We start from the raw sequence: 25571 nt of genomic DNA on the forward strand, positions 1-25571 counted from the left end.
CTGGCATGAGCACCGAACCCGACCGTCTGCGCGAGTACCTGTCCGTTGCGACCGAGGCCGCCCGCAAGGGGGGCGCGGAGTTGGAGCGCTGGCGCGCCAAGTTCTCCGTGAAGGAGAAGGGGCGCGCGGACCTCGTGACCGACGCGGACCACGCCTCGCAGCAGATCGTCAAGGACATCCTGCTCGGCCGCTTCCCCGACCACATCTTCATCGGCGAAGAAGAGTCGGTCGGGAAGTCGCCCGGGGACGTGCGCCCGCCCGCCGACGCGCCGCCCGCGTGGGTCGTGGACCCGCTCGACGGCACCGCGAACTACGTCCACGACGTCCCGGCCTACTGCGTCTCGATCGGGCTGTGGCACCAGGGTCGGGCGATCGTCGGGGTGATTTTCGACCCGCGGCAGAACGAGATGTTCACCGCGGCGCACGGCCTGGGGGCGTTCCTGAACGACCGGCCCATCCGTGTGAGCGCGGTGTCGGGCGTCGCGGACGGGATGCTGAGCACCGGGTTCCCCGCCAACTACGAGAAGCAGATTCGCAACCTCGAGGCCTGGAAGAAGATCACCGCTCACGCGCAGTCGCTGCGGCGCAACGGCTCGACCGCGCTAAGCATGGCCTACGTCGCGGTGGGCCGGTTCGATGGGTACTGGGCCTACGACAACTACCCGTGGGACGTGATGGCCGGGGCGGCGCTGATCGCCGAGGCGGGCGGGGTGCTGAGTGCCACGGACGGCACGCCGTTCGACCCGTACCGCCCGGACCTGGTCGCGGGCACGCCGGGGGTTCACCCCGAACTCCTGCGGATTCTGTTAAGCTGAGCGTCGGTAGCACAGGGCGGAAGCCCTGTGTGGCATTGTGAGTTCCCTATGCTCCTCCTGTCCTGCACGAATCTCTCTCGCGGGTACGGCGCTACGCCGCTGTTCGACGGCGTCGAGTTCGAGCTGCACGCCGGCGAGCGCGTCGGGTTCGTCGGCCCCAACGGTGCCGGCAAGACGACGCTCATGCGCATCCTCGCCGGCCTCGACGAGGCCGACTCCGGCAAGGTCACGCTCCACGCCGGGGCGCGCCTCGGGTTGCTGCTCCAGGTGGCCGAGTTCCCGACCGGCCGCACCCTCTTCGCCGAGGCCAAGAGCGCGTTCGACGAGCTGCTCGCCACCCAGCGGGAGTTCGAGCGCGTGGCCGAAGAACTCGCCGCGGCGACCGACGAGGCCCAGCACCGCCAGCTCAGCGCGAAGTTCGACCGGCTCTCGGAACTGCTCCGCCACCACGACGCGTTCGAACTCGACCACAAGGTCGAAGGGGTGCTCGCGGGCCTGGGCTTCAAGGCGTCGGACTTCCAGCGCGACGCCAACACGTTCTCCGGCGGCCAGCAGCGGCGGCTCCTGCTCGCGAAGCTGCTGCTCTCGGCCCCGGACGTGATGCTGCTCGACGAGCCGAGCAACCACCTCGACATCACCACCACCCGGTGGCTCGAGAACTACCTCGCGCAGCAGCCCGAGGGGATGCTGGTGGTGAGCCACGACCGCTACTTCCTCGACAAGGTGACGAACAAGACGTTCGAGCTGCACGACCGCAAGATCACGAGCTTCCCCGGGAGCTTCAAGCAGTACGTCCGGCTCCGCGACGAGAAGTTCGAGCGCGAGCTGAAGGAGTTCGAGGCGCAGCGGGAGTACATCGAGAAGCAGGAGGAGTACATCCGCCGGGCGCACTACGGCCAGCTCGCGAAGCAGGCGCAGTCGCGCGTCAAAACGCTCGACAAGCTCGACCGGCTCGAGAAGCCCACGAAGGTGAGCGGCCCGGACATCGCGTTCAGCGAGGTGACGCGATCCGGGGACGTGGTGTTCCACACCGAGGACCTGACCAAGCGGTTCGGCACCCGGACCCTGTTCGAGAACCTGAACTTCGACCTGCCGCGCGGCAAGCGGCTCGGGATCGTGGGCGAGAACGGGTGCGGCAAAACCACCCTGTTGCGCATCCTGCTGGGCGACGAGCCGGCCACGAGCGGGCTCGTGCAGCGCGGGCACTTGGTGTTCCCGGGCTACCTCGACCAGCACCTCGCGATCCTCGACCCCGACAAGAGCGTGCTCCGCGCGGTGTGGCCGGACGACGACCCGCAGCAGACCGAGCAGAAGATGCGGGACCTGCTCGGGAGCTTCGGGCTGCACGGCGAGACCGTCGAGCACCCGATCAAGTCGCTGTCCGGCGGGGAGCGGTCGCGCGCCGCGCTCGCGAAGCTCACCGTGAACGGGGCGAACCTGCTCATCCTCGACGAGCCGACGAACCACCTCGACATCTGGGCGTGCGACTCGCTCGAGCAGGCGCTGAAGGCGTTCGAGGGCACGTGCATCGTGGTGAGCCACGACCGCTACTTCCTCAACCGCGTCGCGGACCTGCTGATCGTGTTCGACAACGGCACCACGGAGGTGGTGTACGGCAACTACGACACCTACGAGCTGCTGCGCCAGGCGCGCGAGCAGGCCGAAAAGGCGAGCCCCGGGCGCAAGTCCGGGGGCGAGGATGCGCCCGCGCGCCGGACCGGAGGAGCGCCCGCGGGCGACGCGAAGGCCGCGAAGCCGAAGCGCAAGTTCCCGTACCGCAAGGTCCCGGACATCGAGGCGGACATCGCGAAGACCGAACAGAGGGTCGCGGACCTCGAAGCCGCGCTGCAAACGCCCGACGTGTACAAGGACGCGAACCGGCTGCGCGAAACGATGTCCGATCTGGAAAAGACGAAGGGCGCGCTCGCGCTGCTCTACCAGCACTGGGAAGAGGCCGTGGAGCTGAACGGGTGACCCGCTATTGGGAACGGCGGGGGTTCGGCTTGAAACTGCCCCCGTGGGTCGCGTCTAATGCCGGCGTGGGATTGTCCAGCGTCAGGGAGGACGCGCCGTGCCAGCCGAACTCATCAACCGCCTCGGCGGTTTGCAACCCGTTGTGGCGCCGATCACAACGGAGCCGGCGTTCGCCGCCCGGCCCCGCCTCTTGCGTTTGCGCGACGCCCTCGCCCTCGCCGCTTCACAGCTCGTACCGGCCCGGTGGGACGAGCCGGCTCTGTTCTTCTTCGACCCGCGGCGGCAGGCCGAACTGGAGCACGCGCGCGGCCCCGCGCCGGACCGGTTCGGCGCCCTGACCGCGCACATTTGCGCCGAGCTGACCGAACTGATCGGGTCCGTCGAGGTGCGCCGGGTGGCCCGCGCGATCGACGGGATTTACGGGGCCGCACGCGCCTTGGCCGCGCACTGTCCGGCCGCGCGCGACCTGGCCGACCTCTTGGCCGTTCCGGACGACGAGGTGTTCCTAGCCCTCGCGCCGGCGGAGCGCACCGGGGTGCGGCTGCACGTTCGCGGGGCGGCAACCGTCGGGCAGTTCCACGAGCTGCTCGCCCCGACACACCCCGACGCGTTCCAGCTTTTCGTACCGGACGCGCTGCGGGCCGACGGCACGCTGCCCGGCGGGCTCGCCGGGTGCGGCCACTGGCTCTGGCCCGATCAGCCGCTCGCGGTGGTGCCCCGCATCAGAGGCGAGCGCGTCGTGTTGATCGGGCCGGCGGTGCTCGCGCCCGCGGCGGCCGAGCGTCGGTTCTCGGGGCTGCACGCCGGGGCCGAAATGGTGCAGACGCTGAACCCGTTCCAAGTGACCGACGCGCTGTCACGGCTGGCCGGGCGCCCGGTTCCGGCCGGTCGCGCGGCCGGCGCTCCCGCGGTCATACGGGCCGCGTAACCACGTTTGCGGGAGCGCGTGCGGCCGTTCGCGGCCCCATAAGACGCTCCCGGCGCGCCCGTTGTTGCGCCCCCGGCGGCGCGGTGTACACTGTCGGTATGGAACCGACCGCACACGACATGCTCGCCGACGGCCGGCTCGCGGACGCGGTCGCGCTCCAAGAGGCCGCGGTGGCGCGCCGGCCGGACGACCCCGCCGCCCTCCGGCTGTTCGCGGACCTGCTCGCGTTCGCGGGGCGGCTCGACGAGGCGACCGAGCACATCGCCCGCGTCCACACCGACGCACCTGAGTGGCCCGAGACCGAGCGCGGTTTACACCGGCTGTTTCGCAGCGAGCGGTTGCGCACGCTCGAAGGGCGCGAGCCGACGATCGTTCCCGAGCCGCCGCCGGACCACGCGGCGCGGCGCTGGAAGGCGGTGAAGCGGCTCCGGCGCGCCGAGCCCGAGCGGGCGGTGCGGGCGGTCGACGCCGCCGACCGCGTGAGCCCGGTGGTGCGCGGGTTCATCGACGGGCGCGAGTTCGACGGGCTCCGCGACGCCGACGACCGGTTCGCGTCGGTGCTCGAAGCGTTCCGCGGCGGCGAATACCTGTGGGTGGCGTGGGAGGCGCTGCGCAAGGTGCGGCTCGCCCCCGCCGAGGCGCTGCTCGACCAGCTCTACCGGCCCGCCGCGCTGACGCTCCGGGACGGGAGCACCTTCGACGTCCACCTGCCGCTCGTGTACCCCGCCTCGTACCGGGCGGACGGCGCCTTCGCCCTCGGGCTCGAGACCGATCACGTCTGCCCGGACAACGGGCCGACGCGGTGCGTCGGGGCGAAGCTGCTGCTAGTCGGCGATGAGGACGAAATCCCGCTGTCCGAGTGCCGCCTCATTGAGGTGAAGTGAAGGGCGAACCCGTACCGACCGGAACCGGCGCCCTGCAACGCAGGCCCTGAATCACATTGCCTTTGTGGCACAGACATTCCTGTCTGTGCGATGTTCAGTCGCCGCACAGACAGGAATGTCTGTGCCACAAAGGCAACAGACACAACCAGCCGGATCGCACACGAGTCGCGTCAAGGGCGGTGCGATGTCAGTCGCCCATACTGAAGAACACCGGCAGGGCGGCGGTCGTCGGGAGCCGGGTGATGCGGTCGAGCGCTTTCCGGAACCGGCCGGTTGAGGCGTAGTGCGTCACGACCACTAGCGGGACCGGGCCGCCGCCTTCTTCCTCCGCCTCGTGCTGCACGAGGCTCGAAATGCTGATCTCCTCGTCCGCCAGGATGCGGGTGACGTCCGCCAGCACACCGGGGCGGTCCACGACCTGCAACCGCAGGTAGAACCGGCTCCGCACCCGCTCCGGCGGCTCCACCGTGAACCCGCGGTCCTCGCGGCCCCACAACTTGGCCGCCGCGAACGTCCGCTGCGCCCGCCCCACACCCAGGTCGATCAGGTCCGCGACCACGGAGCTGGCGGTCGGCATCTGGCCGGCGCCCGGCCCCTGGTACAGCGTTTCGCCCACCACGTCGCCGTACACCAGGACGGCGTTGTACGCCCCCCGCACCTGGGCCAGCAGGTCGGTGTGCCGCAGCAGCACCGGGGCCACGTGCAGCGCCACCGTCGGCTCCGCCGGCACGGCCCCGCTGCGGCTCAACTTCGCCCCGTTGCCGGAGTGGCTGTGCCCGCCAGTCCACGCCTCGGCCAGGAGCTTGATCGTGTACCCGAGTTCGTTCGCGAACCGGATGTCGATGGCCTCGATGGTGTCGATGCCCTGGCGCGCGATCTCGTGTGGCTTGGCCGCCACGCCGAACGCGATCTGGGCCAGGATCGCCAGCTTGTGCGCCGCGTCGCTGCCGTCCACGTCCAGCGTCGGGTCGGCCTCGGCGTAGCCCAACTTCTGGGCCTCCGCGAGCGCGTCCGCGTAGCTCTTCCCGCCCTCGGCCATCGCGGTCAGGATGAAGTTCGACGTGCCGTTCAGGATCGCCTGGATCGCGGTCACCTGGTTGGCCGCCAGGCTCTCGCCCAGCGCGCGGATCACCGGCACCCCGCCCGCCACCGCCGCCTCAAAGCACACCGTCCGGTCCGCCCGCCGCGCCGCCTCGAACACCTCCGCGCCGGCGTCGGCCAGCAGCGCCTTGTTCGCGGTGACGACGTGCTTGCCGGCCGCGAGCGCGTCCAGCACCACCCGCTTCGCCAGCCCGGTGCCGCCGATCAGCTCGACCACGACGTGGACGCCGGGGTCGTTGATCGCGGCGTGAATGTCGGTCGAGATGATGTCGAGGGGGATCAGCGGGTCGCGCGACTTCGACGGGTCGCGGACCACCACCCGCCGGAGCTCGAGCGGCCGGCCCGCGCGCTGCGTGACGCGGTCCGCGTGCGCGAGCAGCACCCGCGCCACCCCGCCGCCGACGGTCCCGCAACCGATGAGTGCGATGCCCAGCGTGTCGTTCATGAGTGCCTACCGCCTTCTCGAGGGTAGGCGTATTATCGCGGCGCCGGCGCGTGCGGCCACTCTCGGGAGCCGAGTCGTAAAGTCGGCCGAGGAGCAAGCTGCCGAACCCGATGCCCGCGAGCACGACGGCCGGGGGGGCCGGAACTGCGCTCGGCGGCGGGGTGCTGTCCTTCACGACCATGATCTGGTCCTGCTTGGTGCCGGACACCAGCGCGACGAGGTGGTAGCCCGCGAGGTCGTGGGTCGAGTACGCGCCGCCGAGGCTGCCCAACATGCTGCTGGCCAGCGAGTTGCTCCCCTGGATGCGGCCGGCGCTCAGGCTTTTGCTCGTGGCCCCGTCGTACACCAGTTCCCACAGCGCCAGTTGGAACGCGGCCGCGCTGGCGGCGCTGGTCAGGCTGGTGTTGTAGTACCGGTCGAACAGCTCGGTGATCACCGCGGCCTTTGCGGCGGTGCCAATCGTCGGGGCCAGCTTCAGGTCCGTTTGCACGGTGTAGGTGTACGTGCCGCCCTTGCTGACGGTCTGGTCGAGGTCGATGCAGTAGGTGGTGACCGCGGTCGCGTAGTTGGTGTTCAGCGGGGTGCTCTGGGTCCAGTGGAACGGGCCGCCGTTCACCGTCGTGGACGAGCCGCCGTTGGGCTTGTAGGTGACGCTGGTACCGCTGTCGTTCAGCGTCAGGTTGATCGTTTCGGCGGAGGCGCGGGGGGCGGCGGCCATAAGGCCGAGGACGGCGAGCACCGCGGCGAGCGGGCGGGCGGGACGGGCCAACATTTCGAATCGCTCCTTCAGGGGCAGTGAACCGCAGGGGACGGTTCGTTCGCGCCGGCTTTGCCGGTGCTGTGTGCCGCTCCTTTAGCACCCACCGTGCCGAACGCGCGGGGCACGCGCGGCTTGCGCCGGGCTGAGCGCTGAAAGCCCTGGGAAACAAGCCAATTGACGCGAAGTGCGGGGCCTCTGTTGGAGCCGGGACGGTAGGGAAGGTGTTAGCGAACCCACGCGCCGGATGCGCGCCGCGCTTGCCCGGGTTTACGGCGCGCAAGACGCGGGCGCAAAAAACAACCGCGGCCCAAAACTGAGCCGCGGCGCGTGGGTCTCGTCTGGCTTGAATTTACTTGGCCCGGCGGAACCGGAGCCGGCCGAAGAACAGGCTGCCGAACCCGATGCTGGCGAGCACGAGGCCCGGCGGGGCCGGCACCGCGCTCGGCGGCGGGGGCGTCACGACCGAGTAGCTCGTGAACTCCACCTTGTCCCCGTCCGGGTACTGATTCCCCTTGTAAATCGAGGTGTCGGTCGAGCGGAACCGGACCGACAGCTTGTACCCCGGGGACGCGCTCAGCTCCTGGATGAGCTTCTCGGCCGTGAGGCCGAGGAGCCCGCTGCCGGTCAGCTTCACCGCGAACGTGGCCGACTGGCCTGCGGCCAACCCCTTCGAGATCTCGTTGGTCGCGACCGTGTGCAACTCGCTGGCCGAGGTGCTGAACGCGTAATCGAACTCGCCGCCCTGCAGCGAGGTCGTGTTCGCCGCGGCGCTCAGGAAGTTGAAGTTCCCGGTCTTCGAGGCGGTCGCGGTCACGTTGTTCGGCACGTTGAACCCGAAGCCGGTGATGTACCCGTACTTCACCGCGTCGCTACCCGGGTAGGTCGTGCTGGTCGTGTTCGTAATGGAAATGGTCAGGGTGGCGGACGTCGTGCCGCCGACGGTGGTCGGGGTGCTCAGCGTCATCGTGCCGCTGAAGCTCACGCCGTCGTTGGCCGGCGCGGTGTTGAGGGTACTGCCGGTGAAGTTGATCGTGTCGGCTTGGGCGGACCCGGCAGACGCGAACAGGGCCACCGCCGCGGCCACCGCCGCGAGGCGGGTCCGCGAGGCGAGACGGGAAAACATTGCGAGCAACTCCTGGGATGAGTTCGGCGCACCGGCTTGATAGGGGTACCCGGGGCCGAACGGCGGGCAAACACGCGGCGGGCGTCCGTCGGGCGCCCGGAGCGGTTCGACAGGTTGTGCCGAACATCCACGATATTACTCCCCAGGAGGAAGCGTTCAACGGCGGCAAATGGGTAGTTCGTAGCGATTGTGCCGATTATTCCGGCGGCAGAATTGGTCACACGTGAACCCATGCTCGGAACACCGGGTCATTCCGGTCCCAGCCTAAATCTGTATCCGATCCGTACCGCCCGGGAGACCAACTCAACCCATGACGATGCACATTCCGGAGTTCGCCCTCGTGCTGCTGGTCGGCCCGTCCGGGTCCGGCAAGTCCACCTTCGCGCGCAAACACTTCCGCCCGACAGAGGTGCTATCGTCGGACTTTTTCCGCGGCATGGTGTGCGACGACGAGATGAACCAGGCCGCATCGGAAGACGCGTTCGAGTTACTGCACCTGGTGTGCGAGAAGCGGCTCCGGCTCGGTAAGCTCACCGTCATCGACGCGACCAACGTGCGGGCCGAGTCGCGCAAGCCGTTCCTGGAGCTGGCGCGGAAGTACCACGCGCAAGTGACCGCGGTGGTGTTCGACTTCAGCGCGGAGTTCTGTCACGCGCGAAACCAGCAGCGAGCCGCGGAGCGGCCGTTCGGCCCGCACGTCACCCAGCGCCACGCGGAGGACCTGCGCCGCTCGCTCGGGCGGCTGGAAGACGAGGGCGTCCGCCGGGTGTTTGTGCTGAAGGACGAGGAGCAGGTCGCCGGTGCGACGTTCGAGCGGTACCGGCTGCCGATGAACAAGCGGGACGAGCGCGGACCGTTCGACATGATCGGCGACGTTCATGGGTGCCTGAGCGAGTTACTCGCGCTGCTCCGGGCGCTCGGCTACACGCTCACGCAGGAAACGGCCGCCGACGGGGCCGCGTTCTGGCGTGTCACGCCGCCGGAGGGGCGCCGGCTGGTGTTCGTCGGTGACCTCTGTGACCGTGGCCCGGACACGCCCGGCGTGTACCGGTTGGTTATTGACGCGGTCGAACGTGGGGTGGCGTTCTGTGTCCTCGGGAACCACGAAGACAAGCTGCTGCGGTGGTTCAACACGCCCGACAAGGTGAAACTCACGCACGGGCTGGCGCAGTCGGTGGAGCAGTTCGAGAAGGAGCTGCCGGAGCAGCGGGCTCGGGTGCGGGAGTTTATCGCCCGGCTCCCGTCGCACCTGGTGCTCGACGGCGGGCGGCTGGTGGTGGCGCACGCGGGGCTGACGGCCGACATGCACGGCCGCGTATCGGGCAAGGTGCGCGCGTTCGCCATCTACGGGGACACGACCGGCGAGAGCGACGAGTTCGGGCTGCCCGTTCGGCTGAACTGGGCGGCCAACTACCGCGCCCGGGCGACCGTGGTGTACGGGCACACGCCGACGCTCACCCCGGAGTGGGTGAACCGATGCATCTGCATCGACACCGGGTGCGTGTTCGGCGGGAAGCTTACCGCGCTCCGCTACCCGGAGCAGGAGTTGGTGAGCGTGCCCGCCGAGAAGGAGTACGCCGAGCCGAAGCGCCCACTGGCCCCGCCCCCGCAGGCCCTCGTCCCCGGAGGACAAGCCGCGCCGGCCGAGGGGCACGCAGGGGGCCATGCCGCCTCACCTTCCCCGGCAGAGGGCGCGAGCGGCGAGCGCTCCGCCGACCCCGACCTCGCCGACGTGATCGGGCGGCGCACGATCGAGACGCGCTTCGCCGGAAAAGTGACGATCCGCGAAGAGAACGCCGCGGCGGCGCTCGAGTCGATGTCCCGGTTCGCGGCCGACCCGCGGTGGCTCGTGTACCTGCCGCCGACGATGTCGCCGTGCGAGGCGTCGGCGCGGCCCGAGTTCCTCGAACACCCGGCCGAAGCGTTCCGCTACTTCAGGAGCGAGGGCGCGGACCGGGTGGTGTGCGAGCAGAAGCACATGGGCTCTCGCGCGGTGGCGGTCGTGTGTCAGGACGAGGCGGCGGCGGCCCGCCGGTTCGGCGCGGAAGGTGAGAGCGGGATCGTCTACACCCGCACCGGGCGCCGGTTCTTCGACGACCCGGCCACCGAGGCCGCGTTCCTGGGGTTGCTGCGCGACGCCCTCACCCGGGCCGACTGGTGGGCGAAGTTCGGTACGGACTGGGTCGCGCTCGATGGCGAGTTGATGCCGTGGTCCGCGAAGGCCCAGGAGCTGTTGCGGCGCCAGTACGCCGCCACCGGCAGCGCTGCGACCGCCGCACTGGCGGAGGTCAACTCGCTGTTCGGCCCGGGCGGTACCGAACTCGCGGGCCGGTTCGCGGCCAAGGCGAAAGCCGCCGAGCGGTTCGTGGCCGCGTACCGGCGGTACTGCTGGCCGGTGAACTCGGTCGCGGACCTGAAGTTCGCGCCGTTCTTCTTGCTCGCCACGGAGGGCCAACTGTACTTCGACCGGACGCACGAGTGGCACATGCGGACGCTCGCGGAACTCGCGACCGCCCCACAGGTGCTCGCCACCCCGTTCCGGGTGGTGGACCTGACCGACCCGGCCCAGGAGGAAGCCGCCACACGATGGTGGCTGGACCTGACGGAGGCCGGGGACGAGGGGATGGTGGTGAAGCCGCTCGAACCGCTGACCCGCGGGCGGAAGTTCTTCGCGCAGCCGGCGCTGAAGGTCCGCGGGCGCGAGTACCTGCGGATCATTTACGGGCCGGACTATCTGGCGCCGGAGCACCTGGGCCGGCTGAAGCACCGGGCGGTGGGGGCGAAACGCGGGCTGGCGGCGCGCGAGTTCGGGCTAGGGTTGGAGGGGCTGGAGCGGTTCGCCCGCGGGGCCGAGTTGCGTGCGGTTCACGAGTGCGTGTTCGCGGTCCTGGCGCTGGAGAGCGAGCCGATCGACCCGCGCCTGTGATGCGCCCGCGCGGGCGCCGCCGGGCTCGGTTGCGATTGCGAGCGCGCCGCGCGCCTGGTTAGCTTACCGGACAGCCGTTTCGGAGGAGCTGGTATGCGCTCGATGGGGGCCGTGGCCGTGTGTGTGGCGCTTTTGACCCCGTGGCGGTTGTGCGCCGCGCCGGCGCCGCCGGGCGGTGCGCCCAAGCCGCTCACCGCGGACGTGGTCGCGGCCTGGCAAAAGGCCGGTGCCGAGGTCGGCTAGCTAGACGAGCACTTGCGCTTTCGCACCGGCGCGACCGCCCAGCCGGGCGAAACGCCGGCGTTTCGTTTCCCCCACGGTTGGGGCCGGCTCGGTCCGGACGGGAAGACCCTTCTTCCGCCGGAGCTGCCGGTCGACCTTCCGGCTCCCGAACAACCGTTCGGGTTGGACCACACGATGTGCCGGCTGCCGGAAGGCTGGCTGCGGGAGATCGTCCGGTTCAAGCACTTGATCGCACTGGCCCTTTGTCAGGCTAAGCCGGGCGGTGCCGAACGGCTGACCGACACCGATCTCGACCACGTCGCCAAGCTGTCCGAGCTTCGCGCCCTCGATGTCTCGTTCAGTGCCATAACCGATATCGGGTTCCGGAAGCTGAACGGCCTGACGAACCTGCGGCACCTGGACGTTTCCGGGACGAACGTGACGGAAGAAGGGCTGGACGTGCTGCCCAACTTGCGCGAGCTCGAGCACCTGGGCCTTCGGGACGTTCCGCTGCGAAATGAAGCCGCCGCGGGGCACTTCAAGCAACTCCTCCAGCTCCGTTTTCTCGACCTCGGCGGCACGGGGCTGACAGACGCCGGGCTCGGCCGGCTCGGCGGGTTGAAGCAACTCCGGAGCCTCGATCTCGGCCGCACGGCGGTGACGGACGAGGGGCTCAAGCACCTGGCGCCGCTCGCCGAGCTGCGCAAGCTCCACGTCCCTTGCGGAACCGACTCCGCGCTCGCGCACCTCGCCGGGCTGGTGCGGCTCGAAGATCTGCGCTTCCCGCCGCCGAAGGCCGTGACGGACGAGGGGCTCAAGTACTTGGCGGCGCTCACCGAGCTGCGCGTACTGGACTTGAGAGGGAGCCGCGTGACCGGGAGCGGCTTGAAGCACCTCGCGGGCCTGCACCGGCTCCAGTACTTGGTGCTGGACGGGGCACCCGTCACCGATGATGGGCTCAGGCACGTGCCACCGCTCCCGGCCCTCGTCTTCTTATCTCTCGCCAGCACACCGATAACCGGAGCGGGGTTAAAGCATCTTGCTGCACTGCGGAAGCTCAGGGAACTCGACCTAGCGGGGGCGCCGATCAACGACCGCGGCCTGAAGCAGGTGGCCGCCCTGACCACACTAATGCGATTATCAATTCAAAGTAAAGACGTGACGGATGAGGGGCTGAAGGGGCTTGCGAACTTGACCGGGCTCTCCTGGCTCGACTTGATCGGAGCGGACATCACCGACACCGGGCTCCGGCAACTCGCCGGCATCGAAACGCTTACCGTTGCCACTATTAGCAATTTTAGAGGCACGAGCGCGGTGCGAGCGGACGTCCTCAAGTCTCACCCGCAGTGGCGTGTTCGTTAAATGGCCACGGACCACGAGCGTGACCCGTTTCCGCACGCACGGCAGACGGACGAAGGGTTAATCAGGCGAATCTGTTGTCGTTTGCGGGGGGTGCGTGTTCGGTCCTGCACACGCCGCTGAAGTGCCGCGCGGTTGGGCGCGGGAAGGGCTCGTAAGCGCGGGCGCTCCATGAGGAGCGCCCGGGCCGGCCTCTTACTTTTCGCGCTTGCCCTCGAACTCGCTCTTGAACTCTTTGTCGTTGAAGCTGCTGGTCGCGGTGCCCTTGATCGTGTCCCCGGTGACCTTGCCCGTGTACTTGCTGGTCACCTTGTTCTCTTTGATCTCGCGGGTGACGCTGAACGAGAACTCGCCGTCCTTAATCTTCCCGTCCTCGATTTTCACCTCCCCCTTGTTCATCGTGACGGTGCCGGTGAGCTTGCCGTCTTTGCTCTCCAGCTTCCAGGTCGATTCCACGTCCTTCTTGCCGAGCTTGGCGGTGACCTTCCAGGTGCCGGTGGCGTCGTTCTTGTCCGCCGCGCGGGCGGTGCCGGCGAGCGCGAGCATCCCGACCAGCCCGAACACGAACGCAGCGAGCGCGAGCTTCTTCATCGTCGGTCCTCCAAGAGTGGGGAACGGGCCACCAGGCGCGTACCCGACCGGCGGTGTTGTACGCCGCAGCGGGGGCGCGGCAACCAATTGTCCTGCGGAGCCGCGGGGCGGTTATAATGCCCCCAACTGCCGCGGCACCGAATTTTTGTTCCAATGTGCGTGCCGGGCGTGCGAATCATTAGGAATGAGAGGGGTGGTGCGCCCCCCGCCGCAGGGGTCCGTAATGGCCGCGATGAAGTTCACCTACCGGTCCGGGCAGCGCCCGCTCGACGGGTTCACCCTCAAACGGGGCGTCGGCCAGGGCGCGTTCGGCGAAGTGTACTTCGCCGTCAGCGACGGTGGCAAAGAGGTCGCGCTCAAGCTGCTGTGCAACAGCACGGACGCCGAGCTCCGCGGCGTCGGCCACTGCCTCAACCTCAAGCACCCGAACCTGGTCCACCTGTTCGACCTGCGGACCGACGCCCGCGGCGAGCACTGGGTGGTGATGGAGTACGTGTTCGGCGAGTCGCTCGCGCACGTCATCAACAAGCACCCCACCGGGCTCCCCACGCCGGTGGTGCGCGAGTGGTTCGCGGCGCTGTGCCGCGGGGTCGGCTACCTGCACAACCAGGGCGTCGTCCACCGGGACCTGAAGCCCGGGAACATCTTCATCGAGCACGGGCAGCTCAAGATCGGCGACTACGGGCTGTCGCGGCGGATCAGCGGCAGCGAGCGCGACGAACTGAGCCGCGGGGTGGGCACGCCCTACTACATGGCGCCGGAGATCAAGAACGGGAACTACACCGCGAGCATCGACATCTACGCGTGCGGCGTCATCTTGTACGAGATGGTGACCGGGCTGCGGCCGTTCAACGGCGAGACGCCCTACGAGGTGCTGCTGAAGCACATTACGGAGACGCCAGACCTAGCGAAGCTCCCCCCGCCGTACCGCGAGGTGATCGGGCGGGCGCTGGAGAAGGACCCCGCGAAGCGGTACGCGACCGCCGCAGAGCTGGCGCGGGCGGTCGAGGACGTGTTCGTGGGCGGGCGCCGGGCCGACGCGCCGACCGCCACCCAGTTCCCGACCCCATCGTTCCCAGCCCCCGCGCGGGCGACCCCGGTTATGCCCGAGCCGCTGGACCTGGCCCCGCCCGACGCGGTCCGCCCGGTTGCGGTGCCGGTGCCGGCGGCCCCCCGGGCCACGCGGGCACCGAAGGTGCCGCCCACGTGGCCGCCGGTGCGTACCGTGCGCGACCGGTTGACCGAACTGGCCGGCGGGGTGGCGCTGGCGCCGCTGGTCGCCGCCGCCTGCACGGCCCCCTGGGCCGTGTTCCAGGGGCCGGTGCAGTGGGCGCTGCTCGGGCGCGTGTTCCTGCTGTCCACGGCGCTGGCGTGGGCGGTGATGGTCCTGGGCCGGCTTCCGAAGCGGAGCGAGGCCAACCCGTGGGGCCGGCGCGCGGTCCAGGCGGCCTTCGGGTTGGGGGTCGGCGGGCTGGCCTTCTGGCTCGACGGGTGGGGGCTGCCGACGGGCACCGCGGCGGCGTCCACCCGCGATGTCGTCCTGTTCACCGGGCACCGGCTGGGGCAGGACACGCTCGGCGCCGCGATGCGGTACCTGGTCTACTTCGGGGCCACCGTGGGGCTGTGCCCGTGGTGGCGGGCGACTGACTACCGGCGGCGCGAGCGGGTCCGGTTCGTCCCGATCTTTTGGGCGGGGCTGCTGGGCGTGGTGTTCCTGTTTTTGCGGCCCCATGAGGTGCCGCCGGCGATGACCGGGGTGGCGGTCCTGGTGATCGCGGCGGTGGCCGCGCAGGTCGCCAGCCCGTGGGCCGGCCCGCCGCCGCGGACCCGCGCATGAGCGACCGAAACGAACAACGGAGGGGGCGCGTCATGACGAGTCGGGGGCGGAACCTGATCCGGCTGGCGACGGTCGGGCTGTGCCTCGTACTGCCCGCGTGCGCCAAACCCGCGCCGCCCGGCGGCGCGATCGGCAGCAAGGCCGACCGCGCCCGGCGCGACGCCGGCACGCTCGCGGCCGACTGCGTTGCGGGGGCCGCTCAGGCCCAGGCCGACGCGCACCCGGAACTGGCCGTCCGGCGCTCGTGGAAGGACACGCTGCTCGGCCGTGCCGTGGCGCCCAAGGGGGGCACGCCGCCGGCCCCGCCCGCGCCGCCGGTTGTGGTGATGAAAGCCGCCCCGGCGCCGAAGGCGACGCCGCGCCCCGGGACCGGGGCGCTTGTGGTCCGCGAGCGGGTGAGCAGCGCGATCCCGTACGCGACCGAGGCCGAGGCCGAGGAGGACGCCCTGATGCTGGCGTGCGAGGTGGTCGAAAAGCGGCTCGCCGAACTGGACCCGCCGGTGCGGCACAAGGTGGCGCCCAACGAGGTGCGCCACGAGTTCTTGCGCAAAGACAGCCGCACCGTGCGCCCGCCGGACGCCGAGGAGGCGAGCACGTTCGCCCGGTACGGCGTTACGGGGGAACTGGTTTACGTTGAGTACGACGTGGAGGTGACGGCCGATCAGGTGCGTGAGTTGCGGACCCAGGAGCGAGTGGCCGGGGGGCTGCGGGTGCTCGGCTCCTTGACCGCGATCGCGCTGGCCGGGTTCCTGTTCCTCCGGGCCGACGAGTGGACCCGCGGGTACCTGACGAGTTGGCTCGCGATCGGGGCCGCAACCCTGGCCGTCGCTGCCGCCGCCGCGCTGGTGCTCGTATAGTGAGCGGTTAGAGCCCGGCTCCGCTTCAGCCGCCGCGCCGGACGGAAGCGACCGTCGGGCCAAGGTACTCGGCACCACAACGCTCGACCGCCACGACACCGAACACCGGCTGGTTGCCCATGATCACCGAATCCGACCGGCTGCTCATCGCCCGGGTGCGGGCCAACGACCAGACCGCGTGGGCCGAACTGGATAAGAGGTACCGGGGCCGGCTCACGGCGTACGTGCGGCGCCGGCTCAAGGACCACGCCTCGGTCGAGGACGTGGTGCAGGAAACGTTCATCGGGTTCAGCAACAGCCTGGTGAACTACGACGACAAGCGCGACCTGCAAACCTGGCTGTTCACCATCGCCGCCCACAAGGTGACGGACCAGTTGCGGAAGATGGGCCGGAGCCGGTTCCAGAGCGGCACCGACAGCGAGGACGAGGCGATGTCGCGGGCCGACGACCGGCAGCGCGGCGCCTCGACGCTGGCCCGCAGCTCGGAGCAGCGCGAGCGCGAGGAAGTCGCTCTGGGGCAGGCGCTCCGCGACCTCGTGCGCGACTTCCAGACCAAGGGGGAGTGGCCGAAGGTGATGGCGCTGGAACTCCTGTACGTCAAGGGCTGGGGCAACGCCGACGTGGCGGCCCGGCTGAAGCGGACCGAGCAGGACATTGCGAACCTGAAGTTCCAGGTCAAGAAGCGGCTGCACGACCACCTCGTCGCTGCAAAGCTGTCCCCCGCGGTGTTTCCAGAACTTCAGGCGGAGTGAGGATCAGCCGGGTTGCGTCGTTTCAAAGTGGCTGGCGCCGGAACTGCGGCCGTTAGGCGCGGCTGCGGCGTGTCCGGACTGTGCCTTTTCACCCCCCGCGCCCGCCCCTCTCGGTTTGACCCGTCCCCCCCGGCGTGCTACCCGTTACACGTGGGATTGTTCCTCGTTCCACCTCCAACCGTAATGGCCGCTCCCGGCGAAATAGTGCTCGACACCACCCTCCCCGGCGCCACCCGCCGGCGGGTGTGGGCGCATCCGGACGTGAGTTCGCACTCGCTCGTCGTGCTCACCGCCACCCGCCTGTACCTAGCGCCCCTGGCGGGCGCGCCGCGAGCCGAACTGGTCGCCGCGATCGAAAACGGGGGTAATCTGGAGGAACTGCTCGGGCCGCTCGCGGTGGTCGTGGAGCTGATCGCGGTCCGCCGGCTCCGGCTCGACCTGCTGCGGAACACGCTGACCGCCGAGTACGTGAGCGGCGGGCTCGGGACGAGCGGGCTGACGGTGGTGTTCGCGACGTCGGAAGCCGCGGACATGTGCTTCACCAAGTTCTGGCGGCGGCTCGGCGACGGGTACCGGCTCCAGCCGTACCAGCGGGACCCCTGGGCACTCGCCCGCCCTCCGTTGTTGCTGCTGCTCGGCGCGCTGCTGACCACCGCCGCTCTCGCCCTGGCTCTGAGCGCGTTCGAGGACGCCGGGCCGGCCCGGGCCGCGGCGCTGCGCGAGAACGATCCCGGGGCGGGGGTTCTGCGGCCGGAGCCGAAAGGGGCGCTCGAGCGGCTGCTCGACTGGCGCGTGGTGTGTGCGGGGGGCGGGCTCGTGGCCGGCGCCTCGCAGGTCTGGCTGTACCGCCGGTTCACCCAACCGCCCCAGGCGCTCGAAGTTATGCGCGACTGACCCCGCCCGGCGGCGGGAAATCGGAACGAGAACGCACGAGATCCGAACCCGTGTGGGGCGTGCCTTCGTTCGGATTCTGTGTCCGAGTTTCGGAACCCCCGGAGGAGGCCGACGTGCGCCGCGAAGACTGCGTCGAGATGTTCAAGCGGGTTCCGGAGGCGTCGCACCCGCAGATGAACCTGGTCCTTCGGAACCAGTTCGTCCTCTCGGTCGAGGTGGTCGTTCGGTTCGAGCCGACGTACCTAGTGTTCCGCGGGCGCGAGGGGGGCACGACCGACGAGGGCCGCGCGTTCTTCGTGCCCTATGACGAGATCGGGTACATCCGGCTCGAGCGGGTGGTGCGCGTCGGCGAGCTGAAGCAGATGTACGGCGAAATGGGGTTCGTGGACGCCGAGGACCGGCTGTCGAAGGGCGAGACGCAAGAGGAGAAGGCGGAAGCGGCGAAACTCGCGGGGGACGCGAAGGGGCCGTCGCCCTCCGTGTCCGGGCTCCCGCTAGACCCTGCCAGCATCGCCAAACAGAACCTGCTCGACCGCATCCGTGCGACCCGCGCGAGCGTGTCCGGCATCACCGGCAGGCTGACGGACAAGAAGTAACACGGCCGCCCCCTCTCGGCTCACAACTCGTCCACGAGCGGCGTGAGGTCGCGGGCGAGGTGCCGCTGGGTGGTGGGCTTCATCGGCTTGCTGCGGCGGACGGGGACGATCGTGTAACGCTGATTCGTGGGGTGCCGGTAAATGTGATGCACCCCGGACACGCGTACCAGCACCCACCCCCGGCTCTCCAACGACTGACACATCTGCAACCCGAACATCCGCTTCATGCCTCTCCCTCGCGCCGCGGGGCGTGGGACGCGTGGTCGTGCGCCGCCGCGAGCCACGCCTCGGCGGCCTCGCGCAGGTTGGCCCGCACCTCGTCGAGCGTCTCGCCTTCGGTGTAGCACCCCGGCAATGCCGGCACCGCGGCCGAGTACCCCCCCGCCTCGGGCTCGGGGTACACCAGCGCGGTGACCGAGACGGTCACCTGGACGACGATCGGTTGCGCGTTCGGCACGGCTCGGCCCTCAGGCACTACCAAAATCATACCGTCAAAGAGGAAATGCTGTATGCTCCCTCTAAAGGATCTGGGGGGGAGTTGCGTGCAAAAGTGAAATGGCGGGCGAAGTTCGCGCCGGTTCTTAAAAGTGTGTGAGAAGCTGCTGAACCCGGGTTTCGAGCTGGGCGCCGTAAACGAGCCCCTGGCGCCACTCGGCCGGGATCGCGGCGGCCCCGAACCGCGCGCCGAGCAGGGCGCCGGCGACTGCCGCGTTCGCGTCCGCGTCCCCGCCTTCGTGAATGATGTGCGAAATGCCGGACTGGAAGGAGTGGGCGTTGCGCAGCGCCCAGAACCCCGCGCCGAGCGCTTTGAGCGTGTCCCCGGCGCGGTCCGGCTCGTTCGGGTTCAGCCCCTCGTCGAGGTCGAACGCCTCCAGCGAGGGCGCCGCGGTGGCCGAGAGGCAGTCGGCGAGTTCCGGGTGGTACTCCCGCACCTGCTCGGAAACGGCGTCCGTCAGGGCGTTCATATCATCCTCGCCGAGGAGCAGCTCGCGCACGGCGAGGCACACCGCGACGCACGAGCCGACGCACCGGGGGTCGGCGTGGGTGAGCCGGCACGCCTCCTCCGCGTTCTGGCGCACGCGCCGCGGGTCCGCGTGCCCCCACACCCCGAGCACGGACGTGCGCATCACCCCGCCGTTCGCGGCCCCCCGCCCGTTCGTCTCCCAATAGCGCTGCGCGACGGCGTGCGGGTCGGTGAGGAAGCGGCGGTCGCGGGCCGCGGTGTAGACGACCTGGTCGACGCCGAACCCGTCCGCGGTGGCCCAGTGGCGGATGCGGGCCGCGATGTCGAGCAGCTCGAACCGGCCGCGCGCGAGCAGGCTGTCGCAGATGCAGAGCATCTGGTCGGTGTCGTCGGTCCAGTCGCCCGGCTGCCACTCCGGGCACGGCCGGAACCGGGTGAGCTGCGCGTACCGCTGCAACCCGAACGGGAAGTGCTTCTTGACGTCCGTGCGGGAGAGGAACTCCGTCCCGAAGCCCAGCGCGTCGCCGACGGCCTGGCCGAACAGCACCCCGCGCACCCGGTCCGCGACGCCCGTACCCATCCGCGCCTCACGTGATTTCAGGTTTCTGGTCCCGGCCCCACTCCTCGCGCGTCAGCGAGTACATCCGCACGTCCTCGAAGCGCCCCCGGCGCAACAGCGCCCGCCGGAGCGTCCCCTCGTAGCGGAACCCGAGCTTCTCGAGCACCCGCCCGCTCGCCGCGTTCCCGTCGATCACCCGCGCCTGCATCCGCTCGGGGCCGAACTCCGCGAACGCGAGCCCGAGCACCGCCCGGCACGCCTCGGCGACGTACCCCTTGCCCCAGAACGGCTCGCCGATCCAGTAGCCCAGCTCCATCGTGCGGTGCGGCTCGGCGGCCCAAAAGCATCCGCACGACCCGACCGGCTGCGGCGCGGGTTTGAGCGTGATGGCGTAGGGCTCGGGCATCCCTTCCATGTACCGTAGCACAGCGTAATCGCGGATGAAGGTGTTCGTGTCCGCAACGGTCTGGTGCGCGTCCCAAAGCGTGAACCGAGTGACGTTCGGGTTCCTCGCGTACTCGAACAGCGCCTCCGCGTCCTCGTTGACGAACGGTCGGAGCGTGACGCGCTCGGTGGAAAGAACGGGCGGGCGCCAGAAGTGGGGTTTCACGGCCTCACCTCAGCCCGGCGGCGCGTTCGACCTCGGCGCGGGCGATGCGGGGCGTCCCCCCGGGCTGCTCGCACACCCGCGCCGCGTAGTGGACCGCGAACGCGGCGGCCTCACGCAGCGACTTCCCTTCGAGGTGCAGGCACACCATCGCCGCTGTGAACGCGTCGCCGGCGCCCACCGTGTCCACAACGTTTGCCTTCACACCGGGCACGGCAAACGCTTCGGACGGGAAGAGCGGATCGCCTTTCGCGTCGCGCGCTTCTCGCTGGTGGTAGATCTCGCACCCGCCTTCGCCGTGCGTCACAATCACCGCCTGCTCGGCAAACGCCGACATCCACCCTTGGGCGAGTTCGTTTGGCGTCGAGCAGCCGAGTAAGGCACGCAAAGTATTGAGTTCGTCGGCGTTGATCTTGCACCAGTCGCAAACGCCCAGCCCCCACTCCAGGCGATCAACGTCGAAATACGAGCCGCGCAAATTCACATCGAAAACGGCCAGTGCCGTTGTGCTGCGCGGCGTTGTAAATCGGTGAACGGGAACTGGGGTGCCGAACCGTTGCGCGAGCGTGCCGAAGCAAACCGCCCGGTGTGACGCCGCGAGCGCCTCTAATCGGTCCTCCCAGGCGATGTAATCCCAGGCCACGTATTCCGTTATCGTGTATTTCGGGACCGCGTTTGCCCCGAGCGTCACCTGTACGGTGCCGGTCGGGTGCTCGGGGTCGGTCTGAATGTACTCGTCCGAAAGGCCCAACTCGCGGACGCGCTCGCGCAGCTCGCGGCCCAGTTCGTCGGCGCCGACCCGTGAGACGATAACGGAGGGGTGCCCGAGCTGGTGGCAGTGGAACGCGAAGTTGAACGGCGCCCCGCCGGCGACTTTATGGCCGTCGGGGTACACGTCCCACAGCACCTCGCCGATGCCGACGATGGGGTTCATGAATCGGCGCCCTCCAGTTGCCGGATTGCCGGAGCGGGTTCACCCGTTTAAGGGCGGGGCGCCCACGGCGCGGGCTTCTTCTCGAAGAACGCGGCCAGACCGCCCTTGCACTCCTCGGTCAGACGCGGCTCGGCGCTGGCCTTTGCGAGGGCGTCCACCGCGACGCCCTGGCGCGAGCAGCGGCGGAGCAGGTCCTTCGTGGTCGCGAGCGCCTTGGGGCCGCCCTCGGACAGCGCCCGCGCCCACTCGCCGGCGGTCGCGATCAGCGTTTCCGCAGAGGACACCTGGTTGACCAACCCCATCCGGAGCGCCGCGAGGCCGTCGATCAACTCGCCGGTGAGCAAGAGCCACCGCGCCATCCGCTCCCCGACGTGCCGCAGCAGGTGCGGCATCACCATCGCCGCGACGAGCCCGCGGCGCACCTCGGGGTAGCCGAACTTGGCGTCCGGAACGCTGACCGCGAGGTCGCACACGGTGACCAGCCCCGCCCCACCGGCGACCGCGGCCCCGTTCACCGCGGCGACCGTGGGCTTCGGAAGCGTGTAGATCAGCTCGTACAGCGCCGAGAGCCGGTGCGCGTCGTCCCACACCTTATCAGAATCGGGGCCAAGGGTGGCGCGCAGTTCGTCCAGGTCCATCCCGGCGCAGAACGCCGGGCCGGCGCCCGTCAGGACGACGCACCGCGCGTCGGGATCGCTCGCGGCGCGCAAGAAGGCGTCGCTCAGATCCGCGATCAGCTCGCGCGACAGCGAGTTCCGCTTCTCGGGCCGGTTCAGCGTGACCACCGCGGCCGGCCCGCGCAGCTCGTACCGAACGACATCGGACATCGGGAGCCCTCGCGTTGTCGAAGAACGGACCGACGGCGGTTCAGGACGGGAGGCCGGGGGCGGGCTCGTCCCAGTCCACTTCCATCCGCAGCAGCGCCACCGCCAATGTCTTACCCTGCGTGTCGGTGCGCAGCGACCGGCTCGCGCCGCCCGCCAGCACGTCGTACAGCATGAAGTTGAGCGCGCGGACGTTGGCCGCCTCGTACCGCTCCACGCGGCTCGGCCCCAGGGGCGCGAAGTACGCGGCCACGGCCTCCGCCGTGAGGTTGTCGCGGAGCCAGGCGAACCCGGCGTCCGTGCGGGCGATCACCGCGACGTTCGCGTGCGACCCTTTGTCGCCGCTGCGGCCGTGTGCGATGTGCGAGAGGGGCACGCGGGGCATCACACCACCTCCACTACAGGCGCGACGGCGGACTTGGCGACCAGCGCCGGCCAGTACGCGAACACCTCGCGCACCGGCGGGCGCCCGGTCGTGTAGCCGGTGGTCCCCGGGAACCCCGAGGTCACCAGCGGGGCGAACTCCTTCGTGAACCGCTCCACCGCCGCCCGCCGCGGGTCGCGCACCGCCACCCGGAGCACCACCTCCGGCGGGTCGCCCGCCGCGCCGACGACGCCCGGCACGCAGTCACCGGCCCCGAGCGCTTCCACGCGCGTTTCGGCGTAGGTGAACCCGGCCCGCTTCAACTTCTCCAGGAGGACCGCGCCCGACCGCCGGGCCTTCGCCGCCGCGCCCGGCCCGGCGATGACCAGCGTGCCCGCGGACATGAAGCCGTCCCGGTACGCCACCGAGACTTTGTACGTGTCCGTGAGGCCGTTCGCGGTGCCGCCGGTCACACGCACCACGTCCGGCGCCTGCTGGGTCAGCGCAACGGTGGTGAAGTCTGCCACCACGTCGGGGGTGAAGTAGCGGGCCGGGTCGGCCACCTCGTAGAGGAGCTGCTCGGACACCGTTTCGAGGTTCACCGCGCCGCCGGTCCCGGCCGGCTTGGAGAGGGTGAACGAGCCGTCCGCGCTCAGCTCCGCGATCGGGTAGCCGACGCTCCCGAGCCGCGTGGCGTCGTCGGCCCCGATCCACAGCCCGCCGGTGACCTGCGCGCCGCACTCGATCAGGTGCCCCGCGACCGTGGCCGCCGCGAGCCGGTCGAGGGCCGGCGCGCCGAACTCCCACCCGAACTCGAACGCCGCCGGGCCGACCGTGAGCGAGGCGTCCGCGACGCGCCCGGTGACGACGATGTCCGCGCCGAGCGCCAGCGCCTCCGCGATGGGCCGCGCTCCGAGGTACGCGTTCGCGCTCACCACGGCGTCGCGGATCTCGGCAAGGGGGGCGCCGCTGTCGAGGTGGCTGAGGGGGTGGCCGGCGGCCACGAGCGCGTCGAGCCGCGGGAACAGGTCGTCGCCGCTCACCACCGCGACGCGCTTGTGCGCGAGTCCGGCGGCCGTAAGAACCTGTTTCGCCCGACGGGCGCACGCGTGGGGGGTCATCCCGCCCGCGTTCGTCACGACCTTGAGTTTCGGCTGTGCTCCGAGAACGGGGGCGAGGCGCGAAAGCACGTCGATGAAGTCGGTCGCGAACCCGGCGGCCGGGTCCTTCGCCTTCTGGACGGCGAGGATCGACATCGTGAGCTCGGCGAGGTACTCGAGCGTCAGGTAGTCGAGCCCCCCGCCCGACGCCAGCTCGACGGGCGCGTCGAGGTTGTCGCCCCAAAAGCCGCACCCGTTCCCGATTCGCACCCGCTTCATGACGGCCACCGGAAAGGTTGGGTCTCCAGTCATCTTATCACGGGCGGCACGGACGCACACGCCGCCGCCGTGTCTTACCATTTGCTTTGTGTGAGCCTATTCGCGGAGATTGCTGGGCTGATCGTCGCGTTCATCCGGCCTCTGGGACTAACCCACTTCCACCCGGCCGCCGACGCGCGGAACGCGCACGACAAGTCCCAAGCGCGACGTTCCCCAAGACTTTATCGCACTGGATGGGCGAGATCGCGAATGACGCTCACAGCCGCACCAGTAAGGACTTCCGGTCAAAAGTCCGCTCGGCGAAAGTCGCAAGGCCGCAAATTTATTAGTGGTAATGTCTTGTGACTTTATGACTTGCTGACCTGGCGACTTCTGGTCGGTCGTTCTCATTGTCGGACAGAAGGGCTCAGCCACGGGGACGCGAGTGCCTTGTAGTGGGCATATGGGCCGCCCAGCTTCTGGAGCTTTCGCCTTGCGTGCCAGACCGCTTTGGGAAAATTGGCTCTCTGACTTCCCCACGAATCGAGGGGCACCAAAGATGTGATACGTCCAGAGCCGTTGCGGCCTCGCGCTTGCTCAGCCCAGCGGGTCAGGTTGCGAGCCACCCGCGTCGGGCCGCGTACTGGACAATGTCTACCCGGGTGCGCACCCCGAGTTTTTCCATCGACCGCGTCTTGTACGTCTCGACGGTTTTCACCGACAGCTTGAGCCGGCCCGCGATCTCCTTGTTGCTGTACCCCAAGGCAATGAGCCGCACCACCTCGGTCTCGCGCTCGCTCAGCTCGGCGCCGGTGCCACCGGCCTCACGTGCCGGGTCGCTGAACTCGCCCGGTTCCCCGGTCGCCAGTGCCGGGTCCAGGTACGTCCCCCCGCCGGCGACAGCTCGGATCGCCTGCACCAATTCGGACGGGGCGGCCCGCTTGAGCACGTACCCGGCGGCCCCGGCCTCGAGCAACCGCCGCATGTACCCGCGGTCCTCGTGTACCGTCAGCGCGAGCACCTTGCGGTCGGACCGCTCGGCCTTCAGGTGAGCGGTCACCTCGGCCCCGTTCAGTTCGGGCATCGACACGTCCACCACCACCACATCCGGGTCCAGTTCCGTAGTAAGCGTGACGGCCGCCCGCCCGTCGCTCGCCTCGCCCACGAGTTCCATACCCGGTTCGGCACTGATGAGCGCTTTCAGCCCCTCGCGCACGACCGCGTGGTCATCGGCCAGCAGCACGCGGATGTTGTCCATCTGACGGTTCCTTGTTCTGGGCTAACCGGCGGCTCCGGTTCCGGCAGGTGCCGGAACTCGGTCAGGGGCAGACCAAGACGATTTTAACGCCAGTTGCGTGCAAATCAGGTGCCGCTCGTGCGGTTCTCACCCAATCGCTTCCCAGCGACAAACGTCTGTCGGGCGAGTCGCTACTCAAGATCCGCGTGGTCGCGGTCTATTGTCCCATAGTGCGCCGGGCTGCGAAACTTAACCCGAGTCCGCCGTTTGGCCCGTTGCTTGCGTCTCCTTTTCAGGCGCCCACGGACCTTGAGGGGAGTATCATGCCACGCGGTAGCAAGGACAAATACACGGACAAGCAAAAGCGAAAAGCCGAGCACATCGCGGACAGTTATGAGGATCGCGGTGTGCCGGAAGACGAGGCGGAGCGTCGCGCCTGGGCGACTGTAAACGCGGATTCGGGTGGCGGAAACAAATCGGGTAGCGGGCGCGGGGTGCCTGACACGAACGCCGCGGCCCGCCGGGGCGGGGTAAAGGGCGGAGCGGCATCGGCCGGACGCACCGCCGCACAGCGATCAGAAAGCGCCAAAAAGGCTGCCGCTACACGGAAGCGCAACGCGGCCCGCGCGAAGTGAGAAGCAATCCTCCCGTAGCGCCAAG

At 69.6% G+C, this 25571-nt stretch carries 26 protein-coding genes and 1 pseudogene; 14 read left to right on the forward strand and 13 right to left on the reverse strand.

Features of this window, described 5'->3' with window-relative positions:
- The first annotated feature begins 5 nt into the window (after window positions 1–5).
- The 4 genes from R5W23_RS17375 to R5W23_RS17390 all read left to right on the forward strand — a co-directional run bounded on the left by R5W23_RS17375 (window position 6) and on the right by R5W23_RS17390 (window position 4601).
- Window positions 6–815, forward strand: a complete 810-nt coding sequence (locus R5W23_RS17375; protein ID WP_320687383.1) for an inositol monophosphatase family protein — start codon at window positions 6–8, stop codon at window positions 813–815.
- Between the two features lie 48 nt (window positions 816–863).
- Window positions 864–2789, forward strand: a complete 1926-nt coding sequence (locus R5W23_RS17380; RefSeq protein ID WP_320687384.1) for an ABC-F family ATP-binding cassette domain-containing protein — start codon at window positions 864–866, stop codon at window positions 2787–2789.
- Between the two features lie 97 nt (window positions 2790–2886).
- Window positions 2887–3717: a hypothetical protein gene (locus R5W23_RS17385; RefSeq protein ID WP_320687385.1), complete on the forward strand. Its 831-nt coding sequence runs from the start codon at window positions 2887–2889 to the stop codon at window positions 3715–3717.
- Between the two features lie 98 nt (window positions 3718–3815).
- Entirely contained in the window at window positions 3816–4601 is a 786-nt protein-coding gene (locus tag R5W23_RS17390; RefSeq protein WP_320687386.1) for a type VI secretion system accessory protein TagJ, read from the forward strand.
- 187 nt (window positions 4602–4788) lie between these two features.
- Here the strand turns inward: R5W23_RS17390 and R5W23_RS17395 are convergent, their stop codons facing one another.
- Window positions 4789–6147, reverse strand: coding sequence for a homoserine dehydrogenase (locus R5W23_RS17395; protein WP_320687387.1), 1359 nt, complete (start codon window positions 6145–6147; stop codon window positions 4789–4791).
- 272 nt (window positions 6148–6419) lie between these two features.
- On the opposite strand from R5W23_RS17395, the gene R5W23_RS17400 reads away from it, so the two are divergent.
- Complete coding sequence (locus R5W23_RS17400) at window positions 6420–6557, forward strand: hypothetical protein (protein WP_320687388.1); 138 nt, start codon at window positions 6420–6422, stop codon at window positions 6555–6557.
- On the opposite strand, the pseudogene R5W23_RS32695 reads toward R5W23_RS17400, so the two are convergent.
- Window positions 6527–6919, reverse strand: a pseudogene (locus R5W23_RS32695) (hypothetical protein); the annotation flags it as partial. The gene R5W23_RS17400 and the pseudogene R5W23_RS32695 sit on opposite strands and share 31 nt — an antisense overlap.
- Window positions 6920–7256: 337 nt before the next feature.
- Window positions 7257–8030, reverse strand: a complete 774-nt coding sequence (locus R5W23_RS17405) for a hypothetical protein (RefSeq protein ID WP_320687389.1) — start codon at window positions 8028–8030, stop codon at window positions 7257–7259.
- Between the two features lie 310 nt (window positions 8031–8340).
- Between R5W23_RS17405 and R5W23_RS17410 the strand changes: the two genes are divergently transcribed.
- From R5W23_RS17410 to R5W23_RS17420, 3 genes are all read left to right on the forward strand, one after another.
- Window positions 8341–10956, forward strand: a complete 2616-nt coding sequence (locus tag R5W23_RS17410) for a polynucleotide kinase-phosphatase (RefSeq protein ID WP_320687390.1) — start codon at window positions 8341–8343, stop codon at window positions 10954–10956.
- Between the two features lie 93 nt (window positions 10957–11049).
- Window positions 11050–11199, forward strand: coding sequence for a hypothetical protein (locus R5W23_RS17415; RefSeq protein WP_320687391.1), 150 nt, complete (start codon window positions 11050–11052; stop codon window positions 11197–11199).
- 12 nt (window positions 11200–11211) lie between these two features.
- Window positions 11212–12540, forward strand: a complete 1329-nt coding sequence (locus R5W23_RS17420; protein WP_320687392.1) for a leucine-rich repeat domain-containing protein — start codon at window positions 11212–11214, stop codon at window positions 12538–12540.
- A gap of 192 nt (window positions 12541–12732) precedes the next feature.
- Here R5W23_RS17420 and R5W23_RS17425 read toward each other — a convergent pair whose 3' ends face one another.
- Window positions 12733–13128 carry a hypothetical protein gene (locus R5W23_RS17425; RefSeq protein WP_320687393.1) on the reverse strand — a complete coding sequence of 132 codons (396 nt, stop codon included), beginning with the start codon at window positions 13126–13128 and terminating at the stop codon, window positions 12733–12735.
- Window positions 13129–13351: 223 nt separating this feature from the next.
- On the opposite strand from R5W23_RS17425, the gene R5W23_RS17430 reads away from it, so the two are divergent.
- The 5 genes from R5W23_RS17430 to R5W23_RS17450 all read left to right on the forward strand — a co-directional run bounded on the left by R5W23_RS17430 (window position 13352) and on the right by R5W23_RS17450 (window position 18064).
- Window positions 13352–14965 carry a serine/threonine-protein kinase gene (locus R5W23_RS17430; RefSeq protein WP_320687394.1) on the forward strand — a complete coding sequence of 538 codons (1614 nt, stop codon included), beginning with the start codon at window positions 13352–13354 and terminating at the stop codon, window positions 14963–14965.
- Between the two features lie 32 nt (window positions 14966–14997).
- Window positions 14998–15822 carry a hypothetical protein gene (locus R5W23_RS17435; protein WP_320687395.1) on the forward strand — a complete coding sequence of 275 codons (825 nt, stop codon included), beginning with the start codon at window positions 14998–15000 and terminating at the stop codon, window positions 15820–15822.
- A 119-nt stretch (window positions 15823–15941) separates the two neighbouring features.
- Window positions 15942–16574 (forward strand): RNA polymerase sigma factor, encoded by a 633-nt coding sequence (locus R5W23_RS17440; protein WP_261189876.1) that lies wholly within the window; start codon window positions 15942–15944, stop codon window positions 16572–16574.
- A gap of 204 nt (window positions 16575–16778) precedes the next feature.
- Window positions 16779–17468, forward strand: coding sequence for a hypothetical protein (locus R5W23_RS17445; RefSeq protein WP_261189875.1), 690 nt, complete (start codon window positions 16779–16781; stop codon window positions 17466–17468).
- A 113-nt stretch (window positions 17469–17581) separates the two neighbouring features.
- Window positions 17582–18064, forward strand: coding sequence for a hypothetical protein (locus R5W23_RS17450; protein WP_261189874.1), 483 nt, complete (start codon window positions 17582–17584; stop codon window positions 18062–18064).
- 20 nt (window positions 18065–18084) lie between these two features.
- Here R5W23_RS17450 and R5W23_RS17455 read toward each other — a convergent pair whose 3' ends face one another.
- The 9 genes from R5W23_RS17455 to R5W23_RS17495 all read right to left on the reverse strand — a co-directional run bounded on the left by R5W23_RS17455 (window position 18085) and on the right by R5W23_RS17495 (window position 24932).
- Window positions 18085–18291 carry a type II toxin-antitoxin system HicA family toxin gene (locus R5W23_RS17455; RefSeq protein ID WP_261189873.1) on the reverse strand — a complete coding sequence of 69 codons (207 nt, stop codon included), beginning with the start codon at window positions 18289–18291 and terminating at the stop codon, window positions 18085–18087.
- Entirely contained in the window at window positions 18288–18521 is a 234-nt protein-coding gene (locus R5W23_RS17460; protein ID WP_010045798.1) for a type II toxin-antitoxin system HicB family antitoxin, read from the reverse strand. The genes R5W23_RS17455 and R5W23_RS17460 overlap by 4 nt, the downstream gene beginning before the upstream one ends.
- A 124-nt stretch (window positions 18522–18645) precedes the next feature.
- Window positions 18646–19608: an ADP-ribosylglycohydrolase family protein gene (locus R5W23_RS17465; RefSeq protein WP_320687396.1), complete on the reverse strand. Its 963-nt coding sequence runs from the start codon at window positions 19606–19608 to the stop codon at window positions 18646–18648.
- A gap of 7 nt (window positions 19609–19615) precedes the next feature.
- On the reverse strand, window positions 19616–20197 hold the full coding sequence (locus tag R5W23_RS17470; protein WP_320687397.1) for a GNAT family N-acetyltransferase: 582 nt from the start codon (window positions 20195–20197) through the stop codon (window positions 19616–19618).
- Between the two features lie 4 nt (window positions 20198–20201).
- Window positions 20202–21128: a PfkB family carbohydrate kinase gene (locus tag R5W23_RS17475; RefSeq protein WP_320687398.1), complete on the reverse strand. Its 927-nt coding sequence runs from the start codon at window positions 21126–21128 to the stop codon at window positions 20202–20204.
- Between the two features lie 47 nt (window positions 21129–21175).
- Window positions 21176–21955, reverse strand: a complete 780-nt coding sequence (locus tag R5W23_RS17480; protein ID WP_320687399.1) for an enoyl-CoA hydratase/isomerase family protein — start codon at window positions 21953–21955, stop codon at window positions 21176–21178.
- Between the two features lie 40 nt (window positions 21956–21995).
- A complete protein-coding gene (locus R5W23_RS17485; protein WP_320687400.1) occupies window positions 21996–22337 on the reverse strand; it encodes an AtuA-related protein in 342 nt (113 codons plus the stop codon).
- On the reverse strand, window positions 22337–23695 hold the full coding sequence (locus R5W23_RS17490; protein ID WP_320687401.1) for an acyclic terpene utilization AtuA family protein: 1359 nt from the start codon (window positions 23693–23695) through the stop codon (window positions 22337–22339). Before R5W23_RS17490 ends, R5W23_RS17485 begins: the two co-directional genes overlap by 1 nt.
- A gap of 589 nt (window positions 23696–24284) precedes the next feature.
- Window positions 24285–24932 (reverse strand): response regulator, encoded by a 648-nt coding sequence (locus tag R5W23_RS17495; RefSeq protein WP_261189866.1) that lies wholly within the window; start codon window positions 24930–24932, stop codon window positions 24285–24287.
- A 302-nt stretch (window positions 24933–25234) separates the two neighbouring features.
- Between R5W23_RS17495 and R5W23_RS32700 the strand changes: the two genes are divergently transcribed.
- Window positions 25235–25546, forward strand: a complete 312-nt coding sequence (locus R5W23_RS32700) for a plasmid stabilization protein (RefSeq protein WP_407936142.1) — start codon at window positions 25235–25237, stop codon at window positions 25544–25546.
- Window positions 25547–25571: the final 25 nt, after the last annotated feature.

The sequence above is a fragment of the Gemmata algarum genome, assembly GCF_034097035.1.
GTDB lineage: Bacteria > Planctomycetota > Planctomycetia > Gemmatales > Gemmataceae > Gemmata > Gemmata algarum.

Coding starts and splice junctions, on each gene's coding strand:
- R5W23_RS17375 (WP_320687383.1), top strand. CDS start 6: ATGAGCACCGAACCCGACCGTCTGCGCGAGTACCTGTCCGTTGCGACC.
- R5W23_RS17380 (WP_320687384.1), top strand. CDS start 864: ATGCTCCTCCTGTCCTGCACGAATCTCTCTCGCGGGTACGGCGCTACG.
- R5W23_RS17390 (WP_320687386.1), top strand. CDS start 3,816: ATGGAACCGACCGCACACGACATGCTCGCCGACGGCCGGCTCGCGGAC.
- R5W23_RS17395 (WP_320687387.1), bottom strand. CDS start 6,147: ATGAACGACACGCTGGGCATCGCACTCATCGGTTGCGGGACCGTCGGC.
- R5W23_RS17400 (WP_320687388.1), top strand. CDS start 6,420: ATGCTGCTGGCCAGCGAGTTGCTCCCCTGGATGCGGCCGGCGCTCAGG.
- R5W23_RS17405 (WP_320687389.1), bottom strand. CDS start 8,030: ATGTTTTCCCGTCTCGCCTCGCGGACCCGCCTCGCGGCGGTGGCCGCG.
- R5W23_RS17410 (WP_320687390.1), top strand. CDS start 8,341: ATGACGATGCACATTCCGGAGTTCGCCCTCGTGCTGCTGGTCGGCCCG.
- R5W23_RS17415 (WP_320687391.1), top strand. CDS start 11,050: ATGCGCTCGATGGGGGCCGTGGCCGTGTGTGTGGCGCTTTTGACCCCG.
- R5W23_RS17425 (WP_320687393.1), bottom strand. CDS start 13,128: ATGAAGAAGCTCGCGCTCGCTGCGTTCGTGTTCGGGCTGGTCGGGATG.
- R5W23_RS17430 (WP_320687394.1), top strand. CDS start 13,352: ATGGCCGCGATGAAGTTCACCTACCGGTCCGGGCAGCGCCCGCTCGAC.
- R5W23_RS17435 (WP_320687395.1), top strand. CDS start 14,998: ATGACGAGTCGGGGGCGGAACCTGATCCGGCTGGCGACGGTCGGGCTG.
- R5W23_RS17440 (WP_261189876.1), top strand. CDS start 15,942: ATGATCACCGAATCCGACCGGCTGCTCATCGCCCGGGTGCGGGCCAAC.
- R5W23_RS17455 (WP_261189873.1), bottom strand. CDS start 18,291: ATGAAGCGGATGTTCGGGTTGCAGATGTGTCAGTCGTTGGAGAGCCGG.
- R5W23_RS17465 (WP_320687396.1), bottom strand. CDS start 19,608: ATGGGTACGGGCGTCGCGGACCGGGTGCGCGGGGTGCTGTTCGGCCAG.
- R5W23_RS17475 (WP_320687398.1), bottom strand. CDS start 21,128: ATGAACCCCATCGTCGGCATCGGCGAGGTGCTGTGGGACGTGTACCCC.
- R5W23_RS17480 (WP_320687399.1), bottom strand. CDS start 21,955: ATGTCCGATGTCGTTCGGTACGAGCTGCGCGGGCCGGCCGCGGTGGTC.
- R5W23_RS17485 (WP_320687400.1), bottom strand. CDS start 22,337: ATGCCCCGCGTGCCCCTCTCGCACATCGCACACGGCCGCAGCGGCGAC.
- R5W23_RS17490 (WP_320687401.1), bottom strand. CDS start 23,695: ATGAAGCGGGTGCGAATCGGGAACGGGTGCGGCTTTTGGGGCGACAAC.
- R5W23_RS17495 (WP_261189866.1), bottom strand. CDS start 24,932: ATGGACAACATCCGCGTGCTGCTGGCCGATGACCACGCGGTCGTGCGC.
- R5W23_RS32700 (WP_407936142.1), top strand. CDS start 25,235: ATGCCACGCGGTAGCAAGGACAAATACACGGACAAGCAAAAGCGAAAA.